At 63.9% G+C, this 12,042-nt stretch carries 12 protein-coding genes; 8 read left to right on the top strand and 4 right to left on the bottom strand.

Annotation, left to right across the window (positions count from 1 at the left end; all coding sequences use genetic code 11):
- Positions 1-152: 152 nt before the first annotated feature.
- The 3 genes from ASD94_RS20205 to ASD94_RS20195 form a co-directional block, all read right to left on the bottom strand.
- A complete protein-coding gene (locus ASD94_RS20205; RefSeq protein WP_056646852.1) occupies positions 153-1,187 on the bottom strand; it encodes a DctP family TRAP transporter solute-binding subunit in 1,035 nt (344 codons plus the stop codon).
- Between the two features lie 79 nt (positions 1,188-1,266).
- Entirely contained in the window at positions 1,267-2,565 is a 1,299-nt protein-coding gene (locus tag ASD94_RS20200; RefSeq protein ID WP_056646849.1) for a TRAP transporter large permease, read from the bottom strand.
- Positions 2,562-3,125, bottom strand: coding sequence for a TRAP transporter small permease (locus ASD94_RS20195; RefSeq protein WP_056646848.1), 564 nt, complete (start codon positions 3,123-3,125; stop codon positions 2,562-2,564). Before ASD94_RS20195 ends, ASD94_RS20200 begins: the two co-directional genes overlap by 4 nt.
- A gap of 218 nt (positions 3,126-3,343) precedes the next feature.
- Between ASD94_RS20195 and ASD94_RS20190 the strand changes: the two genes are divergently transcribed.
- The 6 genes from ASD94_RS20190 to ASD94_RS20165 all read left to right on the top strand — a co-directional run bounded on the left by ASD94_RS20190 (position 3,344) and on the right by ASD94_RS20165 (position 8,682).
- Positions 3,344-4,276, top strand: a complete 933-nt coding sequence (locus tag ASD94_RS20190; protein ID WP_056646846.1) for a LysR family transcriptional regulator — start codon at positions 3,344-3,346, stop codon at positions 4,274-4,276.
- A 181-nt stretch (positions 4,277-4,457) separates the two neighbouring features.
- Positions 4,458-5,354 carry an amino acid ABC transporter substrate-binding protein gene (locus tag ASD94_RS20185; RefSeq protein WP_056646844.1) on the top strand — a complete coding sequence of 299 codons (897 nt, stop codon included), beginning with the start codon at positions 4,458-4,460 and terminating at the stop codon, positions 5,352-5,354.
- 116 nt (positions 5,355-5,470) lie between these two features.
- Positions 5,471-6,370 (top strand): amino acid ABC transporter substrate-binding protein, encoded by a 900-nt coding sequence (locus ASD94_RS20180; RefSeq protein ID WP_056646841.1) that lies wholly within the window; start codon positions 5,471-5,473, stop codon positions 6,368-6,370.
- 108 nt (positions 6,371-6,478) lie between these two features.
- Entirely contained in the window at positions 6,479-7,237 is a 759-nt protein-coding gene (locus ASD94_RS20175) for an amino acid ABC transporter permease (protein WP_056646838.1), read from the top strand.
- 1 nt (position 7,238) lies between these two features.
- On the top strand, positions 7,239-7,904 hold the full coding sequence (locus tag ASD94_RS20170; RefSeq protein WP_056647632.1) for an amino acid ABC transporter permease: 666 nt from the start codon (positions 7,239-7,241) through the stop codon (positions 7,902-7,904).
- Positions 7,905-7,944: 40 nt separating this feature from the next.
- Positions 7,945-8,682, top strand: a complete 738-nt coding sequence (locus ASD94_RS20165) for an amino acid ABC transporter ATP-binding protein (protein ID WP_015012504.1) — start codon at positions 7,945-7,947, stop codon at positions 8,680-8,682.
- Between the two features lie 107 nt (positions 8,683-8,789).
- Here ASD94_RS20165 and ASD94_RS20160 read toward each other — a convergent pair whose 3' ends face one another.
- Positions 8,790-9,710, bottom strand: a complete 921-nt coding sequence (locus tag ASD94_RS20160; RefSeq protein WP_056646835.1) for a MurR/RpiR family transcriptional regulator — start codon at positions 9,708-9,710, stop codon at positions 8,790-8,792.
- Positions 9,711-9,809: 99 nt separating this feature from the next.
- On the opposite strand from ASD94_RS20160, the gene ASD94_RS20155 reads away from it, so the two are divergent.
- Positions 9,810-10,991, top strand: coding sequence for a M20 family metallopeptidase (locus ASD94_RS20155; protein WP_056646832.1), 1,182 nt, complete (start codon positions 9,810-9,812; stop codon positions 10,989-10,991).
- Positions 10,992-11,047: 56 nt separating this feature from the next.
- Positions 11,048-12,037 carry a tripartite tricarboxylate transporter substrate binding protein gene (locus ASD94_RS20150; protein WP_056646829.1) on the top strand — a complete coding sequence of 330 codons (990 nt, stop codon included), beginning with the start codon at positions 11,048-11,050 and terminating at the stop codon, positions 12,035-12,037.
- Positions 12,038-12,042: the final 5 nt, after the last annotated feature.

Raw genomic sequence — 12,042 nt, 5'->3', positions numbered from 1 at the left:
CAACGACGTTGCCTCGGGTGACTCCCGGGTGGGATGACCAAGCTGGGGCTGTGGATGTCGAGCGCTGTGGCTGTGCACTCGGTTTAGGCATAAAAAAAGCTTCTAGCGCCTGATATACAAGCGCTAGAAGCTATGGTTTTAGGAGTGATTTATTACTTGCGTGCCGCAATCGCCTTTTCAGCCGCGGTCACCAGGTCGGCGCCGATCTGGCCCTTCCATTTGTCGTAGACGGGGCGGGTAGCCTTTACAAAGGCTTCGCGTTCGGCGGCTGACAGCTGCGTCACAGACACGCCGTTGGCGGCGATTTCCTTGAGCAGGGGCTTGTCGGCCTCCACCATGCCCTTGCGGGCGATGGCGATTTCTTCCTTGCCGGCGTCGATGGCGGCTTGCTTGACGATCTCGCGGTCGGCGGGCGTCCAGCTGTTCCAGATGTCCTTGTTCACCACGAACACCAGCGGGTCGTTCACGTAGCCCCACATGGTGATGTGCTTCTGTGCCACGGTGTGCAGCTTGGCGGCCTGGTACACGGCGATGGGGTTCTCCTGGCCGTCCACGGCGCCGCTGGCAAAGGCGGGTTGCGCGTCGGCCCAGCTCATCTGCGTAGGGTTGGCGCCCAGGGCGGTGAAGGTATCGAGGAACAGAGGCGAGCCCACCACGCGGATCTTCAGGCCCTTGAGGTCGGCGGGCGACTTGATCGCAACCTTGGAGTTGGAGATTTCGCGGTAACCGTTCTCGCCCCAGGCCAGGGGCATCACGCCCGCCTTGTCCAGTGTGGCGAAGATTTGCTTGCCCACATCGCCCTGCGTCACGGCGTCCACCGCGGCGTAGTTGGGGAACAAGAACGGCAGCGAGAACAGATTGAGGGCCTTGACCTGCGGCGACCAGTTGATGGTAGAGCCCACGGCCATGTCGATCACGCCCTGGCGCAGCGCGCTGAACTCGCGCGTCTGGTCGCCCTGGATCAGCGAGACGCCGGGGTACAGCTTGATGTTGATGCGGCCCTGGGTGCGCTCGCGCACTTTGTTAGCCCACAGCTCGCCGCCCTTGCCCCAGGGGAAGGCGGTGCCCAGCACCAGCGACATGCGGTATTCGCTTTTGTACGCGGTCTGGGCGATGGCGGCGGGGGCCGTGAAGGCCATGGCAGCGGCGGCGGCCACGGCAGAGGTGAGGAAGGTGCGCAGTTTCATTGTTTCAGTCTCCTTGCTATAAAAAATCTAGCTGCCAGCGCTTTTGGGTTATGCGCTAGCGGGTATTTCTACCAATATTTCAATAGCCCATCTGGGCGGGCAGCCACAGCGCCAGTTGCGGGAAGGCAATCACCGCCACCATCACTAGGAACATGGCAAACAGCATCCAGCCGACCCAGCGCACGGTGGACTCCATGCGCACACCGGCGATGCGGCATGACACCATGAGGTTCACGGCCAGCGGTGGGGTGAATTGGCCCAGGGCCACCTTCAGGGTCAGGATCACGCCAAACCACACCGGGTCCCAGTGGTAGTGGTTCATGATGGGCAGCAGCAGCGGCACAAAAATCAGGAAGATCGAGATGCCGTCGAGGAACATGCCCACGGTGATCAGCAGCACGATGAGCAGTGCCAGCACACCGTATTCGCCCAGGCCCGAATTCACGATGGCGTTGGCCACCGGGTCGATCACGCCGAGTGTTGACAGCGAGTACGCAAAGATGCCCGCGAGCGAGACCACGATGAGGATCACGGCTGACAGTTCGCCCGACTCGCGCAGGATGGGGAACAGGTCGCGCACCTTGATCGTGCGGTGGATCACCATGCCCACGAACAGGCCGTAGAACACGGCCACCACGGCGGCCTCGGTGGGTGTGAACCAGCCCGCACGCATGCCGCCCAAAATGAGCACTGGCGCGGCCAGGCCCCAGGTGGCCTCGCGCAGGCTCTTCCAGAACGGGGGGCGGGGCATGGTGGCTTCGAGCGCGCCCATCTTGTGTTTGCGCGCCATCCACACGGCGGGCACGATGAGTGCCACGCCGGCCAGGATGCCGGGGATCATGCCGGCCGCGAACAGCGCGGGCACCGAGGCGCCGGGCACCAGCACCGAATAGATGATGAAGGCGACGGACGGTGGGATCAGGATGTCGGTGGCCGCAGCCGCGCCCACCACGCTGGCAGAGAACGAGGGCGGATAGCCCGCACGCGACATGGCGGCGATCATGACGCCGCCCACAGCGGCCGCATTGGCGGGGCCGGAGCCCGAGATACCGCCCAGAAACATGGCCACGGCAATGGCCACCAGGGGCAGCATGCCCGGGCCGCGCCCGACGATGGCCACGGCAAAGTTGACCAGGCGCAGCGCCACGCCCGATCGATCAAAGATCGAGCCGACCAGCACGAACATGGGGATGGCCAGCAGCGGATATTTGCCCAGCCCGGCATAGAAGTTCTGCGGCACGGCCAGCAGGCCAAACCACTGGCTGTCGGCATTGGCCAGCGCAATGGCTGCGGCACCCGCCAGGCCCAGCGCGGCGCCAATTGGCACGCCGACAAACATCAGGCCCAGGAAGGCCACAAACAGGAGCGTGGCGATCATGCTTGGGGCTCCTGTGAGCGAGCATCAGCGCCATCGACCTTGCTGCGGCTGCGGCGGATGAACAGGCCCACGGCACGCGCCGTGATGAGGGCCGAGAACACGGGTAGCCAGACCGAGTACCACCACTGCGGCACGCCAATGCCGGGCGAGGTTTCGCCAAAGCGGTAGTCGTCCCACACCACCCGCACGCTCAGCACGGCAATCACGCCGAACAGCAGGGCCACGGTGGCCGCGCCCAGCATGGCCAAGCGCTTGCTGCGCAAGGCGGAGCCGCCCTCGGCAAAGTATTCGATGCGGATGTGCTGGTCGCGCGCCACGGCGGCAGAGCCTGCGATGAGCGCCAGCGCGATCATCAGGAACACGGAGATTTCTTCGGTCCAGGCGAAGGACGAATTGGTGAAATAGCGCACCAGCACGTTGGCAAAGGTGATGAGTGCGAGAGCCGCCATGACGATGACGGTGAGCCAGTCTTCAAGGCGCAGCGAGCGGGGCTCGGCCTCGGGACTCGCAGCGCAGGGCAATGCGTCGGTCGCAGGCCCTTGGGGGGAGGAGGAGGACATGGGGCAGGGGAAGGAGGAGAACAAACACGGGGGGCATGCAGGTCGCCCTGCCCGGCAGTGTTGTGCACCAGGGGCCTCGACGCGGAGCGCTGTAGGCGCTGCTTTCTATTATGCGATGTGTTGCTATGCATGCACACCATTGGTGCGCTGTGTCAGCACTGTGTAAACCCTCATGCCACCACGCTGCGCGCTTCAGGCGCCGCGCGGATAATGCGCCGATGGAAACCAAGTGGCTTGAAGATTTCGTCAGTCTTGCGGAAACCCGCAGCTTCAGCCGGTCAGCGCAGCTGCGGCATGTGACCCAGCCTGCGTTCTCGCGGCGGATCCAGGCGCTCGAGGCCTGGGCCGGCACCGACCTGGTGGACCGAAGCTCCTACCCCACGCGCCTCACCCCTGCTGGCAAGACGCTGTACGACCAGGCTCTGGAGATGCTCCAGTCGCTGCAGAACACGCGCGCCATGCTGCGCGCGCACACCAGCGCTGGCAGGGACATGATCGAGTTCGCCGTGCCCCATACGCTGGCGTTCACGTTCTTCCCGGCCTGGGTGTCCAGCCTGCACGACAAGTTCGGCCCGTTCAAGAGCCGCCTGATTGCTTTGAACGTGCATGACGCGGTGATGCGGCTGGTCGAGGGCGGGTGCGACCTCCTGATTGCCTACCACCACCCTTCGCAGCCTTTTCAGCTCGACGCCGACCGTTATGAAATGGTCAGCCTGGGGCAGGAAGTGCTGTCGCCCTACAGCAAGGCCGACGCCGATGGCCAGCCCGTGCATCGCCTGCCGGGCCGCGCGGGGCAGCCGCTGCCCTACCTGGGTTACGCGCCCGGCGCTTACCTGGGGCGGGTGACCGAACTCATCCTCAAGCAATCGCAAACGCCCATCCACCTGGAGCGGGTGTACGAGACCGACATGGCCGAAGGCCTCAAGGCCATGGCGCTGGAAGGGCATGGTGTGGCCTTCCTGCCCCACAGTGCCGTGAAGAAAGAACTGCGCTCGCGCCGCTTGGTCAGTGCCGCCCCCCCGGACACCGAGGGCCTGCAGATGACCATGGATGTGCGCGCCTACCGCGAAAAGCCCAACGGCAAGGACACCCCCAAAGGCACGGCACAGGCGCTGTGGAGCTACCTGCAGGCCCAAGCGGCCTCATGCTAAGGGTAAATACGGACATAAACAGTTTGCATAGTTGTGCGCGCAAACGGCATTGGAATTTCACCGTAACGACACGTACAGTCTGCGCCATCGCCGGATCGGTGGACAGCAGCGTGTGCCTTGGCAGGGCCCCACGGTGGCACGAAGATTGCGAACCCGGTTCATTCCTTCACAGAGGCATCGTATGAAAGTTCAGCATTGGGGATTGGCCTGGGGCCTCGCAGCACTGTGCTGTGCGGCCGGTGCGTCTGCGCAGGCCAGCGTGCTGGAGCGCGTGGCCGGTGGCGGCAAGCTGGTCATCGCCTACCGTGAATCCTCGGTGCCTTTCTCGTACATCGACAGCCAGTCGGGCAAGCCCGTGGGCTATGCGCTGGACCTGTGTCTGCGCATGGCCGAACTGGTGCGCAAGAAGACTGGCAAGAAGGACATGGAGGTCGAGCTGGTGCCTGTCACCCCGGCCAACCGAATCGCCGTGATCGAGCAGGGCAAGGCCGACATGGAGTGCGGCTCTACCACCAACAATGCCGAGCGGCGCCAGAAGGTGGCCTTCACCATTCCCCATTTCATCACCGGCGCGCGGCTGCTGGTCAAATCCGCCAGCAACATCGACCGCGTGGAAGACCTCAACGGCAAAAAGCTGGTGTCCACCAAAGGCACGACGCCGCTGAAGGCGGCCGACCAGGCCAATCGCGAGCGCCTGATGGGTATCACCATCGTCGAGGCGCCCGACCATGCCAAGGCGGTCGAGATGGTCGAAAAAGGCGAGGCCGACGCGTTTGTCATGGACGACGTGCTGCTGTATGGCCTGGCCGCGGGGCGGCCCGACCCCAAGGCTCTCAAGGTGGTGGGCCGCTTCATGACTACCGAGCCGCTGGCCATCATGCTGTCCAAGAATGACCCCGAGTTCAAAAAGCTGGTGGACGAGGAAATGCGCCGCCTGATCACCAGCCGCGAGATTTACCCGATCTACGACAAGTGGTTCAACAAGCCCATTCCGCCCAACAACACCGTGCTGAACCTCCCGGTCAGTTACTTGTTGCGCGACTTCTGGAAATACCCTACCGACCAGGTTCCGTTCTGACTAATATCCCTGGTCGCGTGTTACCCCTTTTTGGAGTGCGGTCCTGACGGGTTACCCCCCGCAGGCTCCTGTCTCTAAAATCCCCCCCTTTTCGTTTTCAACACAAGGAGATCCCTATGAAGAAGCATCTGCTCGCGGTTGCCGTGACCGCCTTGGCTGCAGGCACCGTATTTGCCCAAGCCAATGACACTTTGGCCAAGATCAAGGCCTCCGGCAGCGTGACGCTGGGCGTGCGTGAGTCTTCGGGTCTTTCGTACACGCTGGGCAACGGCAAGTACGTTGGTTTTCACACCGAAATGGGCGAGATCGTCCTGCATGACATCCAGAAGCAACTGGGCCTGTCCAAGCTGGACATCAAGTACCAGCCCGTGACCTCGCAAAACCGCATCCCCCTGGTGACCAACGGTACCGTGGACCTGGAGTGCGGCTCCACCACCAACAACGCCGCTCGCCAGAAGGACGTGGCTTTTGCCGTGACCACCTACGTGGAAGAAGTGCGCACCGTGGTGAAGGCCAATTCGGGCATCACCTCGATCAAGGACCTGAACGGCAAGACCGTGGCGACCACCACCGGCACGACCTCGGTGCAGACCCTGCGCAAGCACGAACGCGCTGGCGGCATCGACTTCAAGGAAGTGTTTGGCAAGGACCACGCTGACAGCTTCCTGATGCTGGAAACGGGCCGTGCCGACGCCTTCGTGATGGACGGTTCCATCCTGGCTGCCAACGTCTCCAAGTCCAAGAACCCCGCCGACTACAAGATCGTGGGCGAAGTGCTGTCGGTGGAACCCATCGCTTGCATGCTGCGCAAGGACGACGCTGCGTTCAAGAAGGCCGTGGACGACTCCATCAAGCGCCAGATCGCCGACGGTTCGCTGGCCAAGCTGTACGACAAGTGGTTCATGCAGCCCGTGCCACCGACCAACACCAAGATCGGCCTGCCGATGTCGGACGCTACCAAGGCTGCGTGGGCATCGCCTAACGACAAGCCGATGGAAGACTACGCCAAGAAGTAATCTTTGCAACGCTTGTGCCCCTTCGGCCAACCGGTTTGAAGGGGCTTTTTTGTTGGGTCGGCCAAGGGTGGCGCCCAACGCATAACCAGAAATTAAAGGGGTGCTCCTATGAGTTGGGATTGGCAGGTGTTCTGCCAGGACACCATGGACCGGGAAGTGGTACAGGGCTGCTTTGGCAAGGGCGGCGATATCACCTACCTGGACTGGATGCTGTCGGCCTGGGGCTGGACGGTGTCCGTTTCGCTGCTGGCCTTGCTGCTGGCGCTTGTGCTGGGTTCATTCATCGGTACGCTGCGCACCTTGCAGGATCGCCCGATGATCGTTCGACTGGGCAATGCCTGGGTCGAGCTGTTTCGCAATATTCCGCTGCTGGTGCAGATCTTCCTGTGGTACCACGTGCTGCCCAGCCTGTTCCCGGTGCTGCGGGGCGTGCCCGGTTTCGCGCTGGTCGTGCTGGCGTTGGGCTTCTTCACCTCAGCACGGATTGCCGAGCAAGTGCGCTCGGGCATTCAGGCCCTGCCACGCGGCCAGCGTTATGCGGGCCTCGCAATGGGTTTCACCACGTTCCAGACTTACCGCTATGTGCTGCTGCCCATGGCGTTCCGCATCATCATCCCCCCGCTGACCAGCGAGACGATGAACATCTTCAAGAATTCGTCCGTGGCGTTTGCGGTGTCGGTGGCCGAACTCACCATGTTCGCCATGCAGGCGCAGGAAGAGACTTCGCGCGGTATCGAGGTCTATCTGGCAGTGACCACGCTGTACATCGTCTCGGCGTTTGCGATCAACCGCATCATGGCCTTCATTGAAAAGCGCGCACGCATCCCGGGCATGGTCGTGAGTGGCGCGGCCGGAGGGGGGCATTGATATGAATCTCGATTTCTCCTTCTACAACTGGGACCTGATCTCCAACTTCGTGCTCAAGGGGCTGTACTTCAGCCTGATCCTCACGCTGGTGGCCACCATTGGGGGCGTGCTGTTCGGCACCGTGCTGGCGCTGATGCGCCTGTCGGGCAAGAAGTGGCTCGATGTGCCCGCCACCATCTACGTCAACGGCATGCGCTCCATTCCGCTGGTGATGGTGATCCTGTGGTTCTTCCTGCTGGTGCCGGCCATCATTGGCCGCCCCATCGGTGCGGAAGTGTCGGCGGTCGTCACCTTCATCGCCTTTGAAGCAGCGTACTTCAGCGAAATCATGCGCGCCGGTATCCAGTCCATCCCGCGCGGCCAGGTGTATGCCGGCCAGGCGCTGGGCATGACGTACAGCCAGAACATGAAGCTCGTGGTGCTGCCCCAGGCGTTCCGCAACATGCTGCCCGTGCTGCTCACGCAGACCATCATCCTGTTCCAGGACACGTCGCTGGTGTATGCCATCGGTGCCTACGACATGCTCAAGGGCTTTGAAGTGGCGGGCAAGAACTTTGGCCGTCCCATCGAGGCGTACCTGGCTGCTGCGGTTCTGTACTTCATCATGTGCTACGCGCTGTCCTGGGCCGTGAAGCGCCTGCACCAGAAGATCGCGATCATCCGCTGATCGAGGCTGGTGCAAAAGAGATTGGATTGAGGAAAAAGAAATGATCGAACTCAAAAACGTATCCAAGTGGTATGGCCCGGTGCAGGTGCTCAACGAGTGCTCGGCCACCATCAACAAGGGTGAAGTGGTGGTGGTGTGCGGCCCGTCGGGCTCGGGCAAGTCCACGCTCATCAAGACCATCAACGCGCTCGAACCCTTCCAGAAGGGCGAGATCACGGTCGATGGCGTGAAGCTGCACGACCCCAGCACCAACCTGCCCAAGCTGCGCAGCCGCGTGGGCATGGTGTTCCAGCACTTCGAGCTGTTCCCCCACCTGTCGGTGACGGACAACCTGACCATTGCGCAGATCAAGGTGCTCGGCCGCAGCGCGGACGACGCCAAGAAGCGCGGCCTCAAGATGCTGGAGCGTGTGGGCCTGATTGCGCACAAGGACAAGTTCCCGGGCCAGCTCTCGGGCGGCCAGCAGCAGCGTGTGGCCATTGCGCGCGCTCTCTCCATGGACCCCATCGTGATGCTGTTCGACGAACCCACGTCGGCGCTCGACCCCGAAATGGTGGGCGAAGTGCTGGACGTGATGGTGGGCCTGGCCAACGAAGGCATGACCATGATGTGCGTGACCCACGAAATGGGCTTTGCCCGCAAGGTGAGCAACCGCGTGATCTTCATGGACGTGGGCGGCAAGATCCTGGAAGACTGCTCGAAGGACGAGTTCTTCAACAACCCCGATGCGCGCCAGCCCCGCACCAAGGATTTTCTCAACAAGATCCTGCAGCACTGAGCGGTGCCTTGCATCCGCATCCGCAAGCTGCGGTATTACGAAAAAAGCGCTCCGAGGAGCGCTTTTTTCATGGACCCAGCAGTGCCGACAATGCCTTGGCGCGCAGGTTAGCGCTTGCCTCGCCGACCGGCTGGCGTGTGGCCTTCCACAATGAGCTGGGACTCAAAATCCGTCCACAGGTCGTCGCGCCGTTTCAGCGCCTCGGACACCGCCTTGTGCCGAAGCTGCGCCACGGCCGACACCAGCGCATTGCACAGGAAGAACGCGGCGGTGTACGAGTCGAACGGCGATGCGTTGGACGTGCGTACCTGCAGCCGGTGGTGAGACAGCGCGGCCAAGGGCGCTGCGGCGCTGTCGGTGATGGCCAGCACCTGGGCGCCCGCGTCACGAAAGCGCTGCGCCACTTTCACCGGTCCACTCGCGTAGCGGCGGATGCTGAACACCAGCAGGGCGTCGTCGGGCTGGATCCACAGCAGCTGGTCGGTGGCGTCCACGGCGCCAGCCCCCAGCTCGTGCACGCCGGGGCGGCACATGTTCAGGTGCAGCGCCAGCCAGGCGGCCACCGGGGCGCTGTTGATCTGTGCCAGCACAAAAATGCGTCCCTTGCCCTGCGCGATGCGCGCGACCATGGCCTCGAAGGCCGCCATGTCCAGCCCGTCGCGCGTGGTGGTGAGGTTGTGCTGGTCGTGCAGCAGCGCGTCGTCCACGCACTGCTGCAGGCTGCGCCGAGTGCCGATGGTGACGGGGGCGCGCTGCCCCGCCGTTTGCAGCAGGGCGGTGACCTCGGCCCGCGCCTCGCGCTGCGCCTCGGCATAGCTGCCGTAGCCCAGCTTGGCAAACAGCCGCACCACCGTCGATGCACTGGTGCCAGTGCGGGCTGCGAGGGCCGTGGCGGACTCCAGCAGGGCATGGGGGTAGTCGCGCCCCAGCGCCTCGGCCAATGCACGTTCGCTCGCGGTCAGGTCGGCGTCCTGGCGGGCCAGCCGCTCGGTCAGCAAGGCGGTGGATTCTTGCAATGATGATTTCATAAAATATTCATTCGTGCAAAATACGTTGCAAGACCCGGAGTCGTATGCAACACTGCGACCCAAATTTTGCCCCCACCCGGGCGTTGCCCAAGGACAAAGATGCTCAATACCCTGAACGAAACCCGACTGCCGGTGCATGCGCAGGTGCTGGACTGGCTGGCCCGGCAGCAGCAGGCCATGCAAGACCTGTTGCAAAAAGTGGTCAACATCGAGAGCGGCAGCCGCAATGAAGCGGGCGTGACGGCGGTGGCGCGTGCTTTGGCAGAGCGCCTGCAGGCGGCCGGTGTGCCCGTGCAGTTCGAGCCCGTGCCCGGCTATGGCGTGCTGCTGCATGCGCAGGTCAACCCTGCGGAAGGTACGGACACCGGCGGCGCCCCCATCATCCTCATGGGGCACATGGACACGGTGTTTCCCGATGGCACGGTGGCCAAGCGCCCCTACCGCGAAGAAGCGGGGCGCGCCTATGGCCCCGGCGTGGCCGACATGAAGTCGGGCCTGGTGCTCAACGTGTTTGTCGCCGAGGCCTTTGCACGCTGCGGTGGGCTGAAGGCCCCGCTGCACCTGTTCTTCTCGTGCGACGAAGAGGTCGGCTCGCCCGCCACGCGCGATCTCATCATGGCCCGCGTGCGGGGCGCGCGTGCGGTGTTCAATGCCGAGCCCGGCCGCGTGAGCGGCAACGTGGTCACCAGCCGCAAGGGCTCGATGGTGGTGGAGTTCGAGGTGCAGGGCGTGGCCGCACATGCGGGCATCAACCACGCCGCAGGCGCCAGCGCCATTGACGCCCTGGCGCGCAAGACGCTGGCGCTGCACGCGCTCACCGACCCGACCACGGGCGTGACCTGCAACGTGGGTGTGGTGCAGGGCGGCATCGTGCCCAACATGGTCGCCCCGCATGCCAAGGCCGAGGTGGATCTGCGCTTCACCGCCGATACAAATCCCGATGCATTGCTGGAGCGCGTGCGCGCCATCGTCGAGGAAGAGTCCGTGCCCCGCACCCAGGGCCGCATCACCACCACGCGCCGCTCTCTGCCCATGAAGCCCACGCCCGACTACCTGCTGGCGCTGTACCAGCAGGGCGCGCGTGCGCTGGGCTTTGAGGTGCAGGGCGAGTTCACCGGCGGCGCGGCTGACAGCGGCCTCACCGCATCGGTGGGCGTGCCCACGCTGTGCGCCACCGGCCCCGTGGGCGGCCACCCGCACACCGAACGCGAGTACTGCGAGCTGTCCACCTTCGTGCCCCGCGCACAAGCCGTGGCACTGGCGGTGCTGGCACACCCCTGATTCTTTCCGCCCCTGTGGGACCTGTTTTGACCCGTTTTCTGAGTTCCTTGACTGCCATGACCGCCATACCTTCCCGCCGCCACCTCCTGACCACCGGCCTGGGCCTCGCAGGCCTTGCTGCATTGCCCGCCGTGGCGCAGGACAAGTTTCCTTCGCGCCCGATCACGCTGGTCGTGCCGTTCCCGCCCGGCGGGTCGGTGGACATCATGGCGCGCCAGTATTCCGAGCCGCTGTCGCGCGCTCTGGGCGTGCCCATCATTGTCGAAAACCGCGCAGGCGCCGGGGGCTCGGTCGGTGCGCTGTATGTGGCGCGCGCCAGGCCCGATGGCTACACGCTCGTGGTCTCGTCGCAAAGCAGCCACCTGGCCAACCCGCTCACGCAGCCCAAGGTGGGCTATGACGCGGTCAAAGACTTCGAGAACATCGCCATCCTGGGCCGCCAGCCCAACGCGCTGGTGGTGCACAGCAGCCTGCCGTTCAAGACCTTCAAGGAGTTCATCGATTACGCCAAGAAGAACCCCGGCAAGCTCAACTACGGCAGCGGCGGCGTGGGCAGCATGGGCCAGCTCAACGTGGAAATGCTCAAGGTCTCCACGGGCGTGTTCACCACCCACATCCCTTACCGGGGCGGCACACCGCTCATCACCGGCGTGCTGGCCAACGAGGTGCAGTTCATCCTAGACAACCTGGTCATCATGTTGCCCCACATCCAGGCCGGCAAAGTGCGCGCCCTGGCCGTGGCCTCCGACCAGCGCTTGCCTCAGCTGCCCGATGTGCCCACCTTTGCCGAAGTGGGTTACCCCGAGCTGAACCTCACCTCCTGGACCGGTCTGGCCGCCCCTGCCGGCACGCCCGAGGCTGTGGTGCAGACCCTGTACAAGGCCGTACGCCAGGTGGCCACGTCGCCTGCCATGGTGGCCAACCTCAAGGACCGCGGCGTGATCGTGCCGGAAGAGATGCCGCCCGCTGCGTTTGAAAAGATGATGGCCGACCGGCTGGTGAAGTTCGGCGCAGTCGTCAAACGTGCAGGCATCACGGCCGAATAAACCGG

Source organism: Acidovorax sp. Root70 (assembly GCF_001428225.1).
Classification (GTDB): domain Bacteria; phylum Pseudomonadota; class Gammaproteobacteria; order Burkholderiales; family Burkholderiaceae_C; genus Acidovorax.
The sequence above is the reverse complement of the archived record's forward strand: the minus strand, read 5'-3'. Positions and strand labels throughout refer to the sequence as shown.

What these genes read in the sequence shown, in the direction of transcription:
- ASD94_RS20205 (WP_056646852.1), bottom strand. Translation starts at nt 1,187, where the DNA reads ATGAAACTGCGCACCTTCCTCACCTCTGCCGTGGCCGCCGCCGCTGCC.
- ASD94_RS20200 (WP_056646849.1), bottom strand. Translation starts at nt 2,565, where the DNA reads ATGATCGCCACGCTCCTGTTTGTGGCCTTCCTGGGCCTGATGTTTGTC.
- ASD94_RS20195 (WP_056646848.1), bottom strand. Translation starts at nt 3,125, where the DNA reads ATGTCCTCCTCCTCCCCCCAAGGGCCTGCGACCGACGCATTGCCCTGC.
- ASD94_RS20190 (WP_056646846.1), top strand. Translation starts at nt 3,344, where the DNA reads ATGGAAACCAAGTGGCTTGAAGATTTCGTCAGTCTTGCGGAAACCCGC.
- ASD94_RS20185 (WP_056646844.1), top strand. Translation starts at nt 4,458, where the DNA reads ATGAAAGTTCAGCATTGGGGATTGGCCTGGGGCCTCGCAGCACTGTGC.
- ASD94_RS20180 (WP_056646841.1), top strand. Translation starts at nt 5,471, where the DNA reads ATGAAGAAGCATCTGCTCGCGGTTGCCGTGACCGCCTTGGCTGCAGGC.
- ASD94_RS20175 (WP_056646838.1), top strand. Translation starts at nt 6,479, where the DNA reads ATGAGTTGGGATTGGCAGGTGTTCTGCCAGGACACCATGGACCGGGAA.
- ASD94_RS20170 (WP_056647632.1), top strand. Translation starts at nt 7,239, where the DNA reads ATGAATCTCGATTTCTCCTTCTACAACTGGGACCTGATCTCCAACTTC.
- ASD94_RS20165 (WP_015012504.1), top strand. Translation starts at nt 7,945, where the DNA reads ATGATCGAACTCAAAAACGTATCCAAGTGGTATGGCCCGGTGCAGGTG.
- ASD94_RS20160 (WP_056646835.1), bottom strand. Translation starts at nt 9,710, where the DNA reads ATGAAATCATCATTGCAAGAATCCACCGCCTTGCTGACCGAGCGGCTG.
- ASD94_RS20155 (WP_056646832.1), top strand. Translation starts at nt 9,810, where the DNA reads ATGCTCAATACCCTGAACGAAACCCGACTGCCGGTGCATGCGCAGGTG.
- ASD94_RS20150 (WP_056646829.1), top strand. Translation starts at nt 11,048, where the DNA reads ATGACCGCCATACCTTCCCGCCGCCACCTCCTGACCACCGGCCTGGGC.